General features: G+C 72.9%; 16 protein-coding genes and 1 pseudogene. 7 read left to right on the top strand and 10 right to left on the bottom strand.

Going from position 1 to position 18121, the window contains the following annotated elements; translation table 11 throughout:
- Position 1: 1 nt before the first annotated feature.
- The 3 genes and pseudogenes from AB5J73_RS37015 to AB5J73_RS37005 form a co-directional block, all read right to left on the bottom strand.
- Entirely contained in the window at positions 2-670 is a 669-nt protein-coding gene (locus AB5J73_RS37015) for a response regulator transcription factor (protein WP_370963461.1), read from the bottom strand.
- A gap of 7 nt (positions 671-677) precedes the next feature.
- Entirely contained in the window at positions 678-1991 is a 1314-nt protein-coding gene (locus AB5J73_RS37010) for an MFS transporter (RefSeq protein WP_370963460.1), read from the bottom strand.
- A gap of 97 nt (positions 1992-2088) precedes the next feature.
- A pseudogene (locus AB5J73_RS37005) lies at positions 2089-2615 on the bottom strand (GntR family transcriptional regulator); the annotation flags it as partial.
- A gap of 378 nt (positions 2616-2993) precedes the next feature.
- Here AB5J73_RS37005 and fabG point away from each other — a divergent pair.
- Both fabG and fabI read left to right on the top strand, forming a co-directional pair.
- On the top strand, positions 2994-3698 hold the full coding sequence (gene fabG / locus AB5J73_RS37000; protein WP_370963459.1) for a 3-oxoacyl-ACP reductase FabG: 705 nt from the start codon (positions 2994-2996) through the stop codon (positions 3696-3698).
- A gap of 32 nt (positions 3699-3730) precedes the next feature.
- Positions 3731-4498 (top strand): enoyl-ACP reductase FabI, encoded by a 768-nt coding sequence (gene fabI, locus AB5J73_RS36995; RefSeq protein ID WP_086853898.1) that lies wholly within the window; start codon positions 3731-3733, stop codon positions 4496-4498.
- Positions 4499-4501: 3 nt separating this feature from the next.
- Here the strand turns inward: fabI and AB5J73_RS36990 are convergent, their stop codons facing one another.
- Both AB5J73_RS36990 and AB5J73_RS36985 read right to left on the bottom strand, forming a co-directional pair.
- Positions 4502-5662: a Cmx/CmrA family chloramphenicol efflux MFS transporter gene (locus tag AB5J73_RS36990; protein WP_370963458.1), complete on the bottom strand. Its 1161-nt coding sequence runs from the start codon at positions 5660-5662 to the stop codon at positions 4502-4504.
- Positions 5663-5734: 72 nt separating this feature from the next.
- Complete coding sequence (locus AB5J73_RS36985) at positions 5735-6319, bottom strand: TetR/AcrR family transcriptional regulator (RefSeq protein ID WP_370963457.1); 585 nt, start codon at positions 6317-6319, stop codon at positions 5735-5737.
- Positions 6320-6405: 86 nt separating this feature from the next.
- On the opposite strand from AB5J73_RS36985, the gene AB5J73_RS36980 reads away from it, so the two are divergent.
- Positions 6406-7449 (top strand): ferrochelatase, encoded by a 1044-nt coding sequence (locus tag AB5J73_RS36980; protein ID WP_370963456.1) that lies wholly within the window; start codon positions 6406-6408, stop codon positions 7447-7449.
- On the opposite strand, the gene AB5J73_RS36975 is transcribed toward AB5J73_RS36980, so the two are convergent.
- Both AB5J73_RS36975 and AB5J73_RS36970 read right to left on the bottom strand, forming a co-directional pair.
- The gene (locus tag AB5J73_RS36975) at positions 7391-7903 is read right to left on the bottom strand and encodes a GNAT family N-acetyltransferase (protein WP_370973443.1); all 513 of its coding nucleotides are present in this window, start codon (positions 7901-7903) and stop codon (positions 7391-7393) included. The two genes, AB5J73_RS36980 and AB5J73_RS36975, sit on opposite strands and share 59 nt — an antisense overlap.
- Positions 7900-8697 carry a hypothetical protein gene (locus AB5J73_RS36970; RefSeq protein WP_370963455.1) on the bottom strand — a complete coding sequence of 266 codons (798 nt, stop codon included), beginning with the start codon at positions 8695-8697 and terminating at the stop codon, positions 7900-7902. The genes AB5J73_RS36975 and AB5J73_RS36970 overlap by 4 nt, the downstream gene beginning before the upstream one ends.
- Before the next feature lie 100 nt (positions 8698-8797).
- Between AB5J73_RS36970 and AB5J73_RS36965 the strand changes: the two genes are divergently transcribed.
- A complete protein-coding gene (locus tag AB5J73_RS36965) occupies positions 8798-10195 on the top strand; it encodes an ATP-binding protein (protein ID WP_370963454.1) in 1398 nt (465 codons plus the stop codon).
- Positions 10192-12156, top strand: coding sequence for a hypothetical protein (locus AB5J73_RS36960; RefSeq protein ID WP_370963453.1), 1965 nt, complete (start codon positions 10192-10194; stop codon positions 12154-12156). Before AB5J73_RS36965 ends, AB5J73_RS36960 begins: the two co-directional genes overlap by 4 nt.
- A gap of 75 nt (positions 12157-12231) precedes the next feature.
- Here AB5J73_RS36960 and AB5J73_RS36955 read toward each other — a convergent pair whose 3' ends face one another.
- Positions 12232-13563, bottom strand: a complete 1332-nt coding sequence (locus AB5J73_RS36955; protein ID WP_370963452.1) for a hypothetical protein — start codon at positions 13561-13563, stop codon at positions 12232-12234.
- A 127-nt stretch (positions 13564-13690) separates the two neighbouring features.
- Between AB5J73_RS36955 and AB5J73_RS36950 the strand changes: the two genes are divergently transcribed.
- Both AB5J73_RS36950 and mshC read left to right on the top strand, forming a co-directional pair.
- On the top strand, positions 13691-14452 hold the full coding sequence (locus AB5J73_RS36950) for a MerR family transcriptional regulator (RefSeq protein ID WP_370963451.1): 762 nt from the start codon (positions 13691-13693) through the stop codon (positions 14450-14452).
- A gap of 67 nt (positions 14453-14519) precedes the next feature.
- The gene (gene mshC, locus AB5J73_RS36945) at positions 14520-15758 is read left to right on the top strand and encodes a cysteine--1-D-myo-inosityl 2-amino-2-deoxy-alpha-D-glucopyranoside ligase (protein WP_370963450.1); all 1239 of its coding nucleotides are present in this window, start codon (positions 14520-14522) and stop codon (positions 15756-15758) included.
- Positions 15759-15814: 56 nt separating this feature from the next.
- Here mshC and AB5J73_RS36940 read toward each other — a convergent pair whose 3' ends face one another.
- Entirely contained in the window at positions 15815-17446 is a 1632-nt protein-coding gene (locus AB5J73_RS36940; RefSeq protein WP_370963449.1) for an ABC-F family ATP-binding cassette domain-containing protein, read from the bottom strand.
- A 158-nt stretch (positions 17447-17604) separates the two neighbouring features.
- Complete coding sequence (locus AB5J73_RS36935; RefSeq protein ID WP_370963448.1) at positions 17605-18081, bottom strand: MarR family winged helix-turn-helix transcriptional regulator; 477 nt, start codon at positions 18079-18081, stop codon at positions 17605-17607.
- Between the last annotated feature and the right edge of the window lie 40 nt (positions 18082-18121).

The following is an 18121-nucleotide window of genomic DNA, read 5'->3' as shown; positions in this document are numbered from 1 at the left end:
GTCAGTCCCGGCCGAGCCGGTAGCCGAAGCCGCGGATGGTGGTGAGCAGGCCCGGCCGGTCCAGCTTCGCGCGCAGCCCGGTCAGGTGGACGTCGAGCGAGCGCGAAACCGCGAGGTAGGCGTCGCCCCAGACCTCGTCCATGAGCTGCTGGCGGCTGACCGCGGTGCCCGGGCGGGCGGCGAGCACGGCCAGGATCTCGAACTCCTTGGTGGTGAGCCCGATGTCGTGCCCGCCGACGAGCACCCGGCGGGCACCGAGGTCGATCTCGACGTCCTCGACGCGCACGACCTCCCCGGCCGGGGTGTCCCGGGCGACCGCGCGCCGCACGACGGCGTCCATCCGGGCCAGCAGCTCGGCGAGCCGGACGGGCTTGGTGAGGTAGTCGTCGGCGCCCAGGCGCAGGCCGCGCACGACCGACCGCTCGTCGCCGCGGGCCGTCAGGACGATGACCGGAACCGGCGACACCGCGCGGATCTTGCGGAGGACGTCGAGCCCGTCGAGGTCGGGCAGCCCGAGATCGAGGAGCACGAGATCGGCGTCGCGGTGGCGGTGCAGGGCGTCGGCGCCCCGGCCGACGCTGGTGACGGGATGACCGCGCGCGTGCAGCGACTCGGCGAGCGCGCCGGCGACACCCGCGTCGTCTTCGACGAGGAGCACGCGCACGGTCATCCCCTTGTCAGCGCTCTTCGAGCTCGGAGGTCTTCGAGGTTTCCCGCATTGTGCCGTAGACGATCAGGGAGACCAGGACGCAGCCCGCGACGTACCAGAAGAACACCGTCTCGTGGCCCGCGCTCTTCAGCGCCTGCGCGATGAGCTCGGCGGTGCCGCCGAAGATCGCGACGGTCAGCGCGTAGGGCAGGCCGACGCCGAGCGCGCGGATCTTCGTCGGGAACAGCTCGGCCTTCACGATCGCGTTGATCGAGGTGTACCCGGCGACGATCACCAGCCCGGCCAGCACGAGGAAGAACGCGCCGACGGGGTTCCGGGTCGACCCCATCACGGTCATGATCGGGACGGTGAGCAACGTGCCACCGATGCCGAAGAACAGCAGCAGCGGGCGGCGCCCGATCCGGTCGGACAGCCTGCCGGCCAGCGGCTGCAGGATCGCGGCGACGAGGATCGCGCAGAACAGCACGATGGTGACCTGCCGCCGCGGGATGTGCGCGGTGTTCTCGAGGAACTTCTGGCTGTAGGTGGCGAAGGTGTAGAAGCCGACGGTGCCGCCTAGGGTCAGGCCGACGACGAGCGCGATCTCCTTGGGGTACTTGGCGAGGGTGCGCAGGGTCCCGCGCTCGCTGCCCTTGCCTTCGCCGGCTTCGCGCGTGTAGCTCTCGGATTCGTCCATGCCGCGGCGCAGCCACATCACGCTGAGCGCGGCGACCGTGCCGACGCCGAACGCGATCCGCCAGCCCCACGACGTCAGCTGCTGCTCGGTGAGGATCGCCTGCAGGATCAGCTGGAGGCCGAGGGCGAGCAGCTGGCCGCCGTAGAGCGTCACGTACTGGAAGCTCGAGTAGAAGCCGCGCTTGCCGGGAGTGGCCACTTCGGACAGGTAGGTCGCGGAGGTGGAGTACTCGCCCCCGACCGACAGGCCCTGGATCAGCCGCGCGACGAGCAGCAGGATCGGCGCGGCGATCCCGATCGTGTGATAGCTCGGCGTGACGGCGATGAGCAGCGAGCCACCGGCCATGAGGGTCACCGAGAGCACGAGCGCACTGCGCCGCCCGAACTTGTCCGCGAACCGCCCGAGCATCCACCCCCCGAGCGGCCGCATGAGGAACCCGACGGCGAACACGGCGGCGGTCCCGAGGAACGCGGCCGTGGTGTCGGTCGTGGGGAAGAAGGATTTGGCGAAGTACGTGGTGAACGCGGCGTAGGCGTACCAGTCGTACCACTCGACCAGATTGCCGATGGAGCCGCGCAGCACGTTGCCGATCACGCGCTTCTCGCTCACGGCCCCGCCGGCGGTGGGGCTGATCCGGGTTGTCATCGTCGACCTCCTGTGTTGCGACTCACGGTGACGAAGGGGTGGGTGAGCAGCAAGGTCGGCGGGCAGTTCCTAACGTGCGCTTAGGACGGTCGCGGAATCAGCCGGCGGGCCACTCGTACCGCAGTTCGTAGTGGTCGGCGGCGAGCACCAGGTCGTTCATTTCGAGCGCCGAGCCGTCGTCGGCGTACGCGACGCGAGTGACCGTGATGACCGGTGCGCCGAGGTCCAGGCCGAGCCGCTCCGCCTCGGCAGGCGTCGGCAGCCGCGCGCCGACGCTCTCGGCGAACGAGCCGATCGTGCGGCCGGCTTCTTCCAGGCGCGCGTACCTGCCGCCGGGCCCGGCGTCGGCGTCCTCGATCGCGGTGTGCCGGGTCAGCTCGCGGGGAGGCGCGACACCGAGAGCTGGACCACCCGGCCATCGGCTCGCAGCACGCGGTCCCGGACGGTGACTTCGGCCCCTTCCGCGATGGCGAGCCGGCCGGCCGGCCGCGCGTCGGCCGGCTCGAAGCGGACCTCGACGGCGGCCGATGGCCGGAAGCCGCCGGCCGCCGCGTCGGCGAGGAACGCCCCGCGGTTGCCTTCCCGCGCCTCGCGGGTGAGCCGGGACCGGGCGTTGCGCCGGATCCGGTCGTCGACCGCGTCGTGTCCGTGGTTCCCGCTCGTGCGCTCGGCCATCGATCGATCGTCCTGCTTGACCAGCCAGGTGGACAAGGCCGTGAAGATGAGCCATCCCGGTGACGCTCTGTGGCCTGCGTCGCACCCCGGCCAAAGTGAGAGCAAGAACGCATCCCCGGTCCTGCCACCCGCCGAATGGCCCTCCCTGTCACGCTCCGTTCATCTACCGGCGGGTACTTTCACCGTCCTCTTACGCTCCCGCCGGGCAACGTGCACCCGCGCCCGGTCCGACCCCCGGTGAGCTGCGGACACCCTGCGCGACCCGCGGGCGCTGCCGATAGCCTCGTGCCCGACATCAGCGCACGGTCGACGAAGAGGGAGAACACTGTGGGACGGTCGGTCTTGGTCACCGGGGGCAACCGGGGCATCGGGTTGGCGATCGCCCGGGACCTCGCGGAGCAGGGGCACCAGGTCGCCGTCACGCACCGTGGTTCGGGGGCGCCCGAAGGGCTGTTCGGGGTGCAGGCGGACGTCACCGACACCGAGCAGGTCGACGCCGCGTTCAAGCTCGTCGAGGAGCACCAGGGGCCGGTCGAGGTGCTGGTGTCCAACGCCGGGCTGACCGACGACACGCTGCTGATGCGGATGAGCGACGAGCAGTTCGAGCGCGTCATCAACGCCAACCTGACCGGCGCCTACCGGGTCGCGAAACGGGCCTCGCGCGGGATGCTGCGCGGCAAGTGGGGCCGGTTCGTCTTCATCTCCTCGGTGGTCGGCCTCTCCGGCTCGGCGGGGCAGGCGAACTACGCGGCGAGCAAGGCCGGCCTGGTCGGGTTCGCTCGGTCGCTGGCCCGGGAGCTCGGCTCGCGCAACATCACCTCGAACGTCATCGCGCCCGGCTTCGTGCACACCGACATGACCGACGAGCTGCCCGAAGACCGCAAGAAGGAGATCCTCGCGCAGGTGCCGTCCGGCCGGTACGCCGAGCCGTCGGAGATCGCCGCCGCCGTGCGGTACCTGGCTTCCGAAGAGGCCGGCTACGTCAACGGGGCCGTGCTGCCCGTCGACGGCGGCCTCGGCCTCGGCCACTGAAACCCTTACCCCGTACCAGACTTGGAGGACCCGTGCCCGGACTGCTCGAAGGCAAGCGCCTGCTGATCACCGGCATCATCACCGACGCCTCGCTCGCCTTCCACGCGGCCAAGATCGCGCAGCAGGAGGGCGCGAAGGTGGTGCTGACCGGTTTCGGCCGCATGTCGCTCGTCGAGCGCATCGCGAAGCGGCTGCCGGAAGAGGCGCCCGTGATCGAGCTGGACGTCACCAACCAGGAGCACCTCGACGGGCTCGCCGACAAGGTCCGCGAGCACGTCGACGGCCTCGACGGCGTGCTGCACTCGATCGGCTTCGCCCCGCAGACCTGCCTCGGCGCGCCGTTCCTGGACGCGCCGGCCGAGGACGTCAAGACCGCGATCGAGATCTCGACGTACTCGTACATGTCGCTGGCGAAGGCGTGCCTGCCGCTGATGGGGCGCGGCGCGTCGTACGTCGGCATGGACTTCGACGCGCGCGTCGCGTGGCCGGTCTACAACTGGATGGGCGTCGCGAAGGCCGGGCTCGAGTCGGTCAACCGGTACCTGGCCAAGGAACTGGGGCCGCAGGGCATCCGCGTCAACCTGGTCAGCGCGGGGCCGATGAAGACGATGGCGGCCAAGTCCATCCCGGGCTTCGTGGACCTGGAGGACGGCTGGGGCGAGCGCGCGCCGCTCGGCTGGGACAGCACGGACCCGGACCCGGTCGCGAAGAGCGTCTGCGCGGTGCTGTCGGACTGGCTGCCCGCCACGACCGGTTCGATGATCATGGTCGACGGCGGGGTGCACTTCCTCGGCGTCTGAGCCTCACACCGCGACCGGCTCGCGGTCGTCGTTCCGCTGGACGACGGCCGCGGCCGTGAGCGCGACCAGGGTTCCCGCGCCGAGCAGCAGGCCGGTCCAGGCGACGCTCGGGAAGCCGAGCCCGGCGTCGATCGCGACGCCGCCCAGCCACGGGCCGACGGTGTTGCCCACGTTGAACGCCGCCGTCGTGCTGGCGCCGACGAGCGTCGGCGCGTCCCCGGCGGCCTGGTAGGCGCGCAGGTTCAGTGCCGGGTTGGCGCCGAACCCGGCCACGCCGAAGGCGAGCACGGCCACGACGGCGACCAGCGCGTCGGTGGTGAGGGCGAGCACGAGCAACGCGGCCAGCGCGAGGGCGAGGCAGCCGTAGAGCGTGGCGAACGGCCGCCGGTCGGCCAGCCGTCCGCCCGCGCTGATCCCGATCAGCGCGCCGACGCCGAACAGCGCCAGGACACCGGGCACCCACTCGCCGGGCAGGCCGTCGGTCTCGGTCAGCAACGGCGCCAGGTAGCTGAACGCCGCGAAGATCATGGCCTGGCACAGGGCGATCACGCCGAGCGCGAGCCAGACCCGGCCCCGGCGGTACAGCCGCAGCTCACGGCGGACGCCCACCGCGCCGCCGGTCGTCTCCGGCACCAGCAGCGCCACCCCGGCCACCGCGAGCAGGGTCACCGCCGCCACCGCCCAGAACGCCGTCCGCCAGCCCGCGTGCTGGCCGAGGAACGTACCGGCGGGCACCCCGGCGATGTTGGCGACGGTCAGCCCGCCGACCAGCACCGCCATCGCGCGCCCGCGCCGCTCGACCGGCACGAGCGCGATCGTCGTCGCCAGCGCGACGGCCCAGAACCCGGCGCAGGCGAAGGCGGCGATCACCCGCGTCGCGAAGAGGACGGCGTACCCGTCCGCCAGGGCGCCGACGACGTGCGCCGCGGTGAAGACCCCGAGCAGCGCCAGCAGCGTCCGGCGGCGGGGGAGCCGGAGGGTGCCGATCGCCAGCAGCGGCGCGCCGACGACCATGCCGACGGCGAACGCCGAGATCAGCAGCCCGGCGTCGGGAATGCTCACGTGCAGGTCGGCGGCCATCCCGGGGAGCAGGCCGGTGATCATGAACTCGGACGTGCCCAGCGCGAACACGCTGAGCCCGAGGACGAAGACGGCCAGGGGCACGGGATCCTCCTTGGTTGTGTATCGGTCAGTTCAAAACCGGGACAGCGCAGGCGGCTGCCCCGGCGTGGGTCGTCAGCCGGCGACGATCGCCGAAAGCGCGATGTCGGCGACGGCGTGCATGCTGTCACGGCTCGTGCCCCGGCGGGCCATCACGCGCAGGCCCGAGGTGGTGCCGAGCAGGAACTCCGCCACCGCGGCGGGATCGAGGCCGTCCCGGAGGCTGCCGTCGAGCACGCCTTCCCGGACGCACTCGGCGAACATGGCCAGGTTCCGGTCGGTGTCGTTCCGCAGCGCGGCGCCCACTTCGTCGTCCGGGACGCCGAGTTCCGCCAGCGTGTTGACGACGAAGCAGCCGCGGCGGCGTGGTTCGAGGTCGTCCTCGATGGCCTGGTCGAGGACCGCGGCGAGCCGCTCGGCCGCGGTGCCCGGGCCGTCGAGGATGGCTTGGCGCTTGCCGAGCTGGGTGCTGGTGTAGTGCGTGAGCGAACGCTGGAACAGGGCTCGCTTGCTGGTGAAGGTGTTGTAGACGCTGCTGCGCCCGAGCCCGGTGGCCGCGCAGAGGTCCTGCGTCGACGTCGCCTCGTAGCCGTGTTCCCAGAAGGCGTGCATCGCCTTCTCGACGGCGGCGGTTTCGTCGAACTCCCGTGGCCTGGCCATGGGCGTACTGTACCAGAGTTTTGGACTGAACGATTCACAACCGGGCCGGGTCAGCGTGCGGGCCGCCACATCGGCAAGATGACGGGGTGGGATACGACGCGTTGCTGTGGCTTTCGTTCGGTGGTCCGGAGGGGCCCGAGGAGGTCATGCCGTTCCTCGAGAACGTGACCAGGGGCCGGGGTGTGCCGCGGGAGCGGCTGCTCGAGGTGGCCGAGCACTACCAGCACTTCGGTGGTGTCTCGCCGATCAACGAGCTGAACCGCGATGCGATGGCCGCGGTCGAAAAGCGGCTGTCGGCTGAGGGAATCGACCTTCCGGTGCACTTCGGCAACCGCAATTGGCACCCGATGGTCGAGGACACCCTCGCCGAGCTGACGGCGGCGGGTGCGAAGCGGGTCCTGGTGTTCCCGACGAGCGCGTACGGCGGGTATTCGGCGTGCCGGCAGTACGACGAGGACATCGAGCGTGCCCGTGCGGCGGTCGGTGCGGGGGCGCCTGAGCTGGTGAAGCTGCGGCAGTTCTTCGATCATCCGCTGTTCGTGTCGGCGGTCGCGGACGGGGTGCGCGCGGCGCACGCGTCACTGGGTGACGTTCGGGGTGTCCGCACGGTGTTCACCGCGCACTCGGTGCCTGACAGTGCGGACAAGGCGTCCGGGCCGCCTGGGGAAGGTGGTCACCGGTACTCCCGTCAGGTCGCGGAGGCGGCGCGGTTGGTGGCGGCGGAGGCGGGGGTCGTCGAGTACGACGTGGTGTGGCAGTCGCGGTCGGGGCCGCCGCAGGTGCCGTGGCTGGAGCCGGACATCGTCGATCACATCGACGCGTTGCACGCCCGGGGGGTGAGCGGGGTGGTGGTTTCGCCGATCGGGTTTGTCTCGGATCACCTCGAGGTGATCTGGGACCTGGACAACGAAGCGGCGGAGCGTGCGGCGGAGCATGGTATGGCGTTCGCTCGGGCGGCGACGGCGGGCAGCGATCCGCGGTTCGCGGAGCTGGTGGTGGAGCTGGTCCGTGAGCACACGCACGGGGCGGAGCCGCGCAAGTTGTCGTCGTTTCCGTCGGCGGGGTGCACGGTCAACGGGGCGCCGTGCGCGATCGGTTGTTGCGAACCGGCGAAGCGCCCGGCTCGCTGAGGCGGGCCTGCAGCAGGTGGGGTGAGCGCGCGAACCCGTGCCGTTCGTAGGCCGGGATCGCGCGCGTCGACGAATGCACGGTGACCCGCTCCAGGCCGAGTTCCGCGGCCAGGGCGAGCGTCGCGTCGATCAGCCGGCCGCCGACCCCGCTGTCGCGCGCCTCCGGCACCACGTAAACGGACTGGACGTCGCCGGCGGCGCGGGAAACGGCCGTCGGCGTCGGCACGCGCGCGGTGACCGCGAGGAACGCCATCCCGATCACTTCGCCGTCCCGCACCGCGATCAGGCACCGGTGGGTCTCCGCGTGCTCCCGCGCCCAGGCGGCGAAATCGCGCACGAACGCGTCCCGGCCGCCGGCGGGCAGGCCGTCCTGTTCGGCCACCCAGCGCCACCGCAGCCGGGCGACGGCGGCGAGCTCGGCGGGCCGGGCGGGGCGGATTTCGATGACCGTCAGCCTTCGCGCGCCGTCTGTTCCGCGAAGACCCGCACCGCTTCGTTGACCGCGGCACAGCGAGCCGTCCTCACCGCGTCCGACAACGGCCGCAACGCCTGTGCCCGCAACGTCGTCGCCGAGGCCGACAGCGCGCCGCCCGGGTCGTCCGACGACGCGACCACCAGGATCGCCGCGATCTCTTCGGCTCGCTGCAGCACCCGCAGGGCGCGCCCGGGCGTCCCGGCCGGCCAGTCGACGTCCGGGCGGGAGCGCAGGTGCGCGGAAAGCTCCGCGCGCACGCCCGGCCGGTCCGAGGCGACGTCCGCCGCCTGGAGGGCACCCGCGCTCGCGCGGATCGCGTCGGTGAGCCCGTGCTCGGCCTCGGCCAGGCCGACGTACTCCGGCCGGGCGGGCGACGACAGCGAGTAGACGGTCCACCGGACCAGGCCTTCGGCGATCGGCTCCGGCACCAGGCCGAAGCCGGGGTCCGCGAGCACCACCGCGTCGCCGGCGCGCAAGGCCGCCTCGGTGAACGGGCCGCCACCGCCGAGGCCGCGGACGTCGCCCGGGACCGGCAGGACCAGCTGGAGGGATTTCGCTCCCTGCGAACGCAGCGCCATCAGCAGCTGGACGGGGGTGGCCGCCCGGTTGAAGGCCAGCGGCAGCGCGAACGCCTCCGCGGCGGCCGCGTCGGCGGCCACGACGTCGTGGGCTTCACCCCACGCGAGCAGGGCGTCGAGCACATCGTCGGAAGCGGCGGCTCCGTTCAGCCACGCGCTGGACCACACCGCGAAAGTCGCACTGGGACGGCACACGACGCCCTATTTTACCGGGCCGTCCCGCGCGTCGGGAGCGCGCCCACGCTGGAGTCGCTCCACATCGACGCCCCGCCGATCCGGCAGTAGCGTCGAGCGGGTGAACGCTGTTCCAGACGCTCTTCCCCGCACCGCCGGGGCCCTGCGCGCGGCCGGGTACGAGCCGCGGCCCATCGCGCGAGAGATCCACGACAACCTGCTGACCGCCCTCAAGAACGGCGAAGACGCGTGGCCCGGCATCGTCGGGTTCTCGCGCACCGTGCTGCCGCAGCTCGAACGCGCGCTGCTGGCCGGCCACGACGTCGTCCTGCTCGGCGAACGCGGCCAGGGCAAGACCCGCCTGCTGCGCACCCTCGCCGGCCTGCTCGACGAGTGGACCCCCGTCATCGAGGGCTCGGAGCTGGGCGAACACCCGCTCCAGCCGATCACGCCCGCGTCGATCCGCCGCGCCGCCGAGCTCGGTGACGAGCTGCCGGTGGCCTGGCGCCACCGCTCGGAGCGCTACACCGAGAAGCTCGCCACGCCGGACACCTCGGTCGGCGACCTGATCGGCGACGTCGACCCGGTGAAGGTCGCCGAAGGCCGCAGCCTCGGCGACCCCGAGACCATCCACTTCGGCCTGGTCCCGCGCGCGCACCGCGGCATCGTCGCCATCAACGAGCTGCCCGACCTCGCCGAGCGCATCCAGGTCGCGCTGCTCAACGTGATGGAGGAGCGCGACATCCAGGTCCGCGGCTACACGCTGCGGCTGCCGCTGGACGTCCTGCTCGTCGCCACCGCGAACCCCGAGGACTACACCAACCGCGGCCGGATCATCACCCCGCTCAAGGACCGCTTCGGGGCCGAGATCCGCACGCACTACCCCCTCGACGTCGAGTCGGAGGTGGCGGTCGTCCGGCAGGAGGCCGACCTCGTCGCCGAGGTCGGCGAGCCGCTCCTGGAGGTGCTGGCCCGGTTCGTCCGGAACCTCCGGGAATCCACGGTCATCGACCAGCGCTCCGGGGTTTCGGCCCGGTTCGCCGTCGCCGCGGCGGAGACCGTGGCGGCCGCGGCCCTGCGGCGCGCGGCGCTGACCGGCGAAGAGCTCGCCGTGGCGCGGCCGGTCGACCTCGACGCCGTCCCGTCCGTGCTGCGGGGCAAGATCGAGTTCGAACCCGGCGAAGAGGGGCGCGAGATCGAGCACCTCGTGCACCTGATGCGCCGGGCGGTCGCGGAGACCGCACGCGGCCGGTTCGCCGGTCTCGACCTGCGCCCGCTGGCCGACGCCGTCGAAGCGGGCCACCTGGTCGCCACCGGCGAGCGCGTCCCGGCGGCGGACGTCCTCGCGGCGCTGCCGGAACTGCCGGTGCTGCACGAGGTCGCGCAGCGGGCCGGGGTGGCCGCGGACGAGCCGGCCGGGCGGATCGCGGCGGCGGTCGAACTGGCCCTCGAATCGCTGTTCCTGGCTCGGCGGCTGGCCAAGGACTCCGACGACGCGACGACCGTCTACGGCCGATGACCGCGGTCCCGCTTCCCGACGGCTACTCCTACGGCCCGTGGCACGACGGGCCGGACCCCCTCGCGCCGCCGGCCGACCTGCGCGACGCGCTCGACGAAATCGGCCGGGACGTGATGGCCGGGGCGTCGCCGCGCGGCGCGCTGGAGGAGCTGCTGCGCCGGGGCACCGAGCGCACGTCGGGCCTGGACGAGCTGACCCGGCGGCTGTGGCAGCGCCGGTCGCAGATCCAGCGCCGCAACAACCTGAACGGCACCCTGCAGGAGGTCCAGCGCCTGCTGCAGGAGGCCCTCGACGCCGAACGGCGGGACCTGTTCCCGGACCCGGACGACGACGCCCGCTTCCGCGAGGCCCAGCTGGACGCGCTCCCGCCGGGCACCGCGGCGGCGGTCAACGAGCTGGCGAACTACGACTGGCGCTCCGAAACGGGCCGGGACAACTACCGGAAGATCCGCGACCTGCTCGGCCAGGAGCTGATGGAGTCGCGGTTCCAGGGCATGAAGCAGGCCTTGCAGAACGCCGGGCCCGAGGACGTCGAGCGGATCAACGAGATGCTCGCCGACCTCAACGACCTGCTCGCCGCGCACGCCCAGGGCGCGGACGACGTCCAGCAGCGCTTCGAAGACTTCATGGCGAAGCACGGCGAGTTCTTCCCGGAGAACCCGCGGACCGTCGAAGAGCTGATCGACGCGCTCGCGGAGCGGTCGGCGGCCGCGCAGCGGATGCTGAACTCGATGTCGGCCGAGCAGCGCGCCGAACTCGCCGAGCTGACCCAGCAGGCGTTCGGCGACCCGCGGCTCGCGCAGCAGCTGTCCCAATTGGACGCTCAGCTGCGGGCGGCGCGGCCGGGCGAGGACTGGACGGGCTCGGAACGCTTCCGCGGCAAGAACCCGCTCGGCATGGGCGAAGGCGCGCAGGCGATGGCCGACCTGGCGGAGCTGGACGCGCTGGCCGAGCAGCTGGGCCAGTCCTACCCGGGCGCGAGCCTGGACGACATCGACCTGGAGGCGCTCGAACGCCAGCTCGGCAAGGACGCCGGGGTCGACGCCCGGCGGCTGTCCGAACTGGAGCGCGAGCTGCGCCGCCAGGGCCTGTTCGAACGGGCCGCCGACGGCACGCTCCGGTTGTCGCCCAAGGCGTTGCGGCGCCTCGGCGAGACGGCGCTGTCCGACGTCGTGAACGCGTTGCGCGGCAAGACCGGCGACCGCGAGACCGAATCGGCGGGCGCGGCCGGCGAACCGACCGGCGCGTCGAGGCCGTGGCGGTTCGGGGACATGCAGCCCTGGGACGTGCCCCGCACGATCCGCAACGCCGTGCTGCGCTCGGTGTCGGTGGGCGAGCGGCAGGTCCGGCTGGACGTCGAGGACGTCGAGGTGGTCGAGACCGAACACCGCTCCCGGGCGGCGGTCGCGCTGCTGGTCGACACGTCGTGGTCGATGGTGCAGGAAGGCCGCTGGCTGCCCATGAAGCGCACCGCGCTGGCCCTGCACCAGCTGATCAGCACGCGCTTCCGCAACGACGCGCTGCAGCTGATCACGTTCGGCCGCTACGCGATGCCGGTGGAGCTGCCGGAGCTGATCGGGCTGGAGAGCGCGTGGGAGCAGGGCACGAACGCCCACCACGGGCTGCTGCTGGCCGGCCGGCACCTCCGGCGCCACCCGGACGCGCAACCGGTGGTCCTGATGGTCACCGACGGCGAGCCGACCGCGCACCTGGAACCGGACGGCGAGGCGGTCTTCGACTACCCGCCCCAGGACCGGACCCTCCACAAGACACTGTCCGAAGTGGACCGGCTGGCGAAGCTCGGCGCGTCGATTTCGGTGTTCCGGCTCGGTGACGACCCGAGGTTGACGGCGTTCGTGGACCTGATCGCCCGCCGCTCGGGCGGCCGCGTGGTGGCCCCGGACCTGGACGGCCTCGGCGCGGCGGTGGTGGGGGACTACCTGCGCACCCGCCGCCGCTGAGCGCCACGGCCCCAGCGCCCCAATGTGGCGTTGGGTGCGTCTGACGCACCGAACACCACATTGGGGCGCTTTCGGCTACCCGCGCCGGTGGCGCCCCTGACCCGCTCGGTCCGTGGAACCGTCCTCCGCCCGGCGTAGCGACTGTGCGGCCAGCGCCGTGTCGGCGTGACCGGTGGGCAGGTAAGCCTCGTGGTCGGCCAGCACCTCCACGCCGAGCGCACGGGCTTGGCCGCGCGCGCCCTCGGCCACGAGCAGGTCCACCGAACGGCGCCGCAGCCGCAGGACCGGCCCGAGCCGCGGGCTCGCCTCCGCCGACGGCAGGGCCCGGAAGTGCCGCCACAACGCGGCGGCGTGGCCGGCGAGGTCCCCGGTGTCCTCCCCGTCCACCACGGCGAACGCCCGGTCCAGGGCGGCGGCCAGCCGGTCCTCGGTGTGCAGCAGGCCGAGGACCGCGCGCCGGGTCAAGCGGTGCATCGTCACCACCTCGCCGGCCAGATCGAGCTCCGTGAGGGACGCCGCGGCGAGACCGGCCAGCGCCGCGTCCACCGCCACCGGGTCCGGGCCCACCCGGTGGACCAGCGCGAGCCGGACACCCGGCGGGCCCAGCACGGCGAGGAGTTCGGCGACCGCCGAAGCTCGGCCGTCCCGGGCCGTCACCGCTCGCAACGCCGCGATCGTCGTGTCCTCGACGCAGGGCGAGTGGTCTTCGCCCGGGTCCCGTTCCAGCGGCGGGGTGCGCGGAAGCCGGTCGAGGGTGCCCCCGCTCCGGAGCACCCCGCCCGCCTGGGCGAGCGCCAGCGGCAGGCCGCCGAGGTCCCGCGCTACGCCGGCCAGGGGGACGTCCCGGCCCGAGCGGGCACGCAGGAAGTGGACGGCCTCGGACTCGGTGAACGCCGGCACCGGGAGCGTGGGGCCGAGGACCTCGAAGTCCGGCACCGTCGTCGTCACGAGCACGCGGGCACGCGCCGGCAGCCAGCGGTTGAGCGCGTCCGGGTCGGTCGCGCCGTCGAAGACGACGAGGGCGTCGTCCAGGCCGTCGAGCCACGCCAGGCCCTCGCGGGCGGCCGCTTCGGTGTCGGAACCCCGGGCCAGTGCGGCGAAGGCGCGCGCGGGAGCCGCCGGGTCTTCGGCGGCCACCCAGACCACGGGGGAGCGGCCGGCCCGGACGTAGGCGGCGGCGAGGTGCGTCTTGCCCGCACCGCCGCGGCCGAGCAGGACGCAGAACCGGCCGTCCCGGTACGTCTCGTCGATCTTCGCCAGCAGTGTGCCGCGCCGCACAGCGGCGATCGGCTCGCCGGGCACGGCACCGGCGACGAACCGGGCTCGAGGCCGGCGCCGCACCAGCACGACCGCCGTGACCAGCGCGAGCACGGCGATCGCGCCGCCCACGACGATCCCGGTGATCATCCGGCCAGGCTAACCGCGCGCGCCGCGGGACGGCGGTTGCGGAAGGGTGATGCTTGACCCTCACGTGGCGTCAGGCAGCACCGTGGTCGTCGCAAGGGCCGAACGGCCACCGAAGAGGAGGGGACCGATGGGGCATCCGGTGGGCAAGGTCGCCGCACTGGCCGGGATCACCGTCCGGACGCTGCACCACTACGACGAGATCGGCCTGCTCAGCCCGAGCGGGCGGACCGCGTCCGGGTACCGCAGCTACTCCGGCGAGGACCTCGACCGGCTGCAGCGGATCCTGTTCTACCGGGAGCTCGGCTTTCCCCTCGAGACGATCGCGACCCTCGTCGACGACCCGGGCATCGACGCCGACGCGCACCTGGAACGGCAGCGGGAGCTGCTGGTGGCGCGGATCGGCGAGCTCGGGCGGATGGTCGCGGCCGTCGACCGCGTGATGGAGGCGAGAGCCATGGGCAGCGCGTTGACGCCCGAGGAGAAGTTCGAAGTGTTCGGCGGGTTCCGCGAACCGGACGGCTACGCGGAAGAAGCCGCTCGCCGCTGGGCGCACACCCCCGAGTGGCGGGGCGCGGCCACGCCGTCCAAGGAGGACCTGGCGGCCGGTGAGGCCGCCCGGAAGGACTGGGTGGCGCGGCTCGGCGCCGTCCTGGACGCCGGCCGCGCACCGGACAGCCCCGAGGCCGGGGAGCTGGCCGAGGCGCACCGGGAGATGCTGTCCCGCGTGATGGGCGAGTGCTCCTACGAGACGCAGCGGCGGATCGGGGCGTTGTACGTCACCGAGCCGGCGCAGCTGGAGTTCCTGATCAGGGCCGACGAGCAGCGTCCCGGCGTAGGCGCGTTCGTCCGCGACGCCATCGAAGCGAACGCGGCCCACCGGGAGGAATGACTCCGCCACGTGGGGGAGGAGTCCCACCGGGCGGGAGGGTGTGCGGGGCAGCGCTTACAGTCGGGGTATGCAGACTTGGTCATCGGTCGACGTGCCCCGCATCCCCGGCACCCCCCGCCCGCTGCGGCTCCACGACACGGCCACCGGGCAGATCCGCCCGACCGCGCCCGGCGCCACCGCCCGGATGTACGTCTGCGGCATCACGCCCTACGACGCGACGCATCTGGGGCACGCCGCGACGTACCTCGCCTTCGACCTGGTGAACCGGATCTGGCGGGACAACGGCCACGACGTCCACTACGTGCAGAACGTGACGGACATCGACGAGCCGCTGCTGGAGCGGGCCGAGCGCGACAAGGACGACTGGGTCGTGCTGGGCATGCGCGAGACGGCGCTGTTCCGCGAGGACATGACCGCGCTGCGGGTGGTCCCGCCGCGGCAGTTCGTCGGCGCGGTGGAGAGCATCCCGGAGATCGTCGAGGTCATCGCCAAGCTGCTGGCCAACGGCGCCGCCTACCGGGCGGACGACCCGGAGTTCCCGGACATCTACTTCGACCACGCGGCGACCGGCAAGTTCGGCTACGAGTCGAACTACGACGAGCCCACGATGGCGAAGTTCTTCGCCGAGCGCGGCGGCGACCCCGACCGCCCCGGCAAGCGCCACCCGCTCGACGCGCTGCTGTGGCGCGTCGCCCGCGAGGGTGAGCCGTCGTGGGAGTCCGAGCTGGGCCCGGGCCGCCCCGGCTGGCACATCGAGTGCAGCGCGATCGCGGTCAACCGGCTGGGCCTCGGGTTCGACCTGCAGGGCGGCGGCTCCGACCTGATCTTCCCGCACCACGAGTACAGCGCGGCGCACGCCGAAGCCGTCGCCAAGGACGGCCAGTTCGCCCGCCACTACGTCCACGCCGGCATGATCGGCCTCGACGGCGAGAAGATGTCCAAGTCCCGCGGCAACCTGGTGTTCGTCTCGCGGCTGCGGGCCGACCAGGTCGACCCGGGCGCGATCCGGCTGGCCCTGTTCGCCGGCCACTACCGCGCCGACCGCCCCTGGACGGACTCGCTGCTCGCCGAGGCCGAGACGCGGCTGGCGCGCTGGCGCGAAGCCGTCTCGCTGGCCACCGGGCCGTCCGCCGAGGACACGATCGTCCGGCTGCGCGACCACCTCTCCGACGACCTCGACACGCCGAAGGCACTGGCGGCGATCGACGCGTGGGCGAACGAGGCGCTCCGCCGCGACGGCACCGACCCGACGGCCCCGGGCCTGATCCGCACCGCGGTCGACGCCCTCCTCGGCATCGAGCTCTGAAACCGGCCCAGGGCGGAACTTTCGTCATGAAAGTTCCGCCCTAGGCGTATAACGGCTTATATGGCGGCGGGGTGGCCGTCGGCCAGGTGGAGGTGGTCGCCGGACCAGTCGCGGCGCAGCCAGCGGTCGTGGGAGGCGACGACGACCGCGCCCGGCGCCGTCTCCAGTGCCGCGAACAGTTCTTCCGCCAGGGTCAGCGAAATGTGGTTCGTCGGCTCGTCGAGCAGGAGCACGTCCGGCGGTTCGGCGAGCAGGATCGCCAGCGCCAGCCGCCGCCGCTGGCCGACCGAGAGCGCGCCGACGGGCTGCCGGAGGTCCCGGGACGCCAGCAGGCCGAGCCGGCTCAGCGGGGGAGCGTCCTCACCGAGGGTGTCGCGGTACACCCGGGCCGCCGTCCGTTCCGGTTCGGCGAAGGCGACGTCCTGCTCCAGCATCCCGACCCGCACGCCGTGTCCGAAGTGGACCGTCCCGGCGGCGGGCGCCAGCCGGCCGGCCAGCACCGAGAGCAGGGTCGACTTCCCGGCGCCGTTCCCGCCGGTGACGAGCAGCCGTGCCGAACCCTCGACGTCCAGCCGCGGCAGCCGCAGCCGGCCCGGAACTTCCAGTCCGCGCACTGAAATCGCCGGTCCTTCGCCGGCCGCCCGGCCGGTGAGCTCCGCCCGGAACCGCAACGGCGCCGGGGGTTTGCGGACCTGGTCGCGTTCGAGGTTCTCCAGCCGCTGCTCGGCGTCGCGCACCCGCCGCGAGATCGTCTTCTGGACGCGGGCGCCCTTGAAGGCGTGGATGAACTTGTCGTTGTCCCTTGGACCGCGGCCGTAGGCGACGTTCCGCGCGGTGACCGCGACGGTCTCCCGCAGCTCCTTCAGCTCCTCCTGTTCTTCGGCATAGCGCTGCTCCCACCGCGCCCGCTCCGCCTTCTTGTGGCCGAGGTAGTCGGAGTAGCTGCCGCCGTAGCGGACCGCGCCGCCGGCCTGCCGGTCCGCGGCGGCCGGGTCGAGGTCGACGATGTCGGTGCAGACGGCGTCGAGGAACACCCGGTCGTGCGACGACAGCACGACGATCCCGGTCAGCTCGGCGAGGTGGTGCTCGAGGAACGCCATCGCGGCGTCGTCGAGGTGGTTGGTCGGCTCGTCGAGCAGCAGCGTCGCCGGCTGCCGGACGAGCAGCGCGGCCAGGCCGAGCCGGGACCGCTGGCCGCCCGACAGCGTGCCCAGCCGCCGGTCCGGTTCGACGCCGCCGAGGCCGAGCCCGTCGCAGACGAGCTTCGCGCGGCGGTCGGCGTCCCAGAGGTCGTGGGCCTGGGCCCACTCCAGGACCCGGCCGTACTCCTCGAGCACGGCCTCGTCGTCGGGCTTCTCGGTCATCGCGGCGGTCAGCTCGTCGAGGCGGGCCGCGGCGGCCCGGATCTCGGCGAGGGCGTCGTCGAGGACGTCGGCGAAGGTCGCGTCCTCGCCGAACGGCAGCTCCTGCAGCAGGAACCCGACGTCGGGGCCGCGGAGCACCTCGCCGGAGCGCGGTTCTTCGAGCCCGGCGAGCAGGCGCAGCAGGGTGGACTTGCCGGTGCCGTTCTCACCGACCAGGCCGAGCCGTTGCCCGGCCGACGCGGTCAGCGAGACGCCGTCGAGCACCACGCGGGTGCCGTAGCCGAAGACGACGTCCTTGGCCTGCAAGGGGAAAAGGGTTGACATTGCGCATCACCGGGCCCGGAGGAGAAGAAGCGGAAATCCCGCCGGGCGTCGTGGCACGCGGGAGCGTCAGGCTCGACCGGGTGCCGCCTCGGAAGCGGGATGGGCGCGGTTCAGTTCTTCATAGTGAGAACAAGTTAACGCAACAACCGTAGAGTTAGTCAACGGGTTATGGCCTGCGTCACATCCGGTAGGTCGACGGTCGACCGCTCGGCGGCGGCGGTGCCGTCGGTGAGGAACTCGAGCAGGGCGGTCAGCTGGCGGCGGTCGAAGCGCGCGAGCCGTTCGCCGACGAACCGGGCCATCGGCGCGTAGAGCTCGGCGAGCTCGGCCATCCGGTCGGGCAGCGGCCGGACGACGAGCCGGCGCCGGTCGGCGGGGTCCGGGGCGCGCTCGGCCAGCCGGTGCAGTGCCATCCGGTCGAGCAGCCGGGTGAACGCCCCCGTGGACATGCCGAGCAGTCTCGCGAGTTCGGTCGGGGAGTCGCTGACGCCGCCGTGGAGCAGGTGCACGCAGTGCAGCTCGGTCGGGGTGACGCCCATCCGCTCGGCGACCGCGGCGTGGAAGAGCGCGGTCGAGCCCACGAACCGGGGGAGGGCGAGGGCGGCGGCGGTGGCGAGTTCGCGCTGGTCGGGCAACGTCCATCCAAGGTCGGGTCACGGCGCAGTCACTGCCCTG

It is taken from the genome of Amycolatopsis sp. cg9 (assembly GCF_041346945.1).
Classification (GTDB): Bacteria; Actinomycetota; Actinomycetes; order Mycobacteriales; family Pseudonocardiaceae; genus Amycolatopsis.
This window is presented reverse-complemented; position numbering and strand designations above follow the sequence as displayed.

Coding starts and splice junctions, on each gene's coding strand:
- AB5J73_RS36985 (WP_370963457.1), bottom strand. CDS start 6,319: ATGGCCAGGCCACGGGAGTTCGACGAAACCGCCGCCGTCGAGAAGGCG.
- AB5J73_RS36955 (WP_370963452.1), bottom strand. CDS start 13,563: ATGATCACCGGGATCGTCGTGGGCGGCGCGATCGCCGTGCTCGCGCTG.
- AB5J73_RS36960 (WP_370963453.1), top strand. CDS start 10,192: ATGACCGCGGTCCCGCTTCCCGACGGCTACTCCTACGGCCCGTGGCAC.
- AB5J73_RS36940 (WP_370963449.1), bottom strand. CDS start 17,446: ATGTCAACCCTTTTCCCCTTGCAGGCCAAGGACGTCGTCTTCGGCTAC.
- AB5J73_RS36950 (WP_370963451.1), top strand. CDS start 13,691: ATGGGGCATCCGGTGGGCAAGGTCGCCGCACTGGCCGGGATCACCGTC.
- AB5J73_RS37010 (WP_370963460.1), bottom strand. CDS start 1,991: ATGACAACCCGGATCAGCCCCACCGCCGGCGGGGCCGTGAGCGAGAAG.
- AB5J73_RS37015 (WP_370963461.1), bottom strand. CDS start 670: ATGACCGTGCGCGTGCTCCTCGTCGAAGACGACGCGGGTGTCGCCGGC.
- mshC (WP_370963450.1), top strand. CDS start 14,520: ATGCAGACTTGGTCATCGGTCGACGTGCCCCGCATCCCCGGCACCCCC.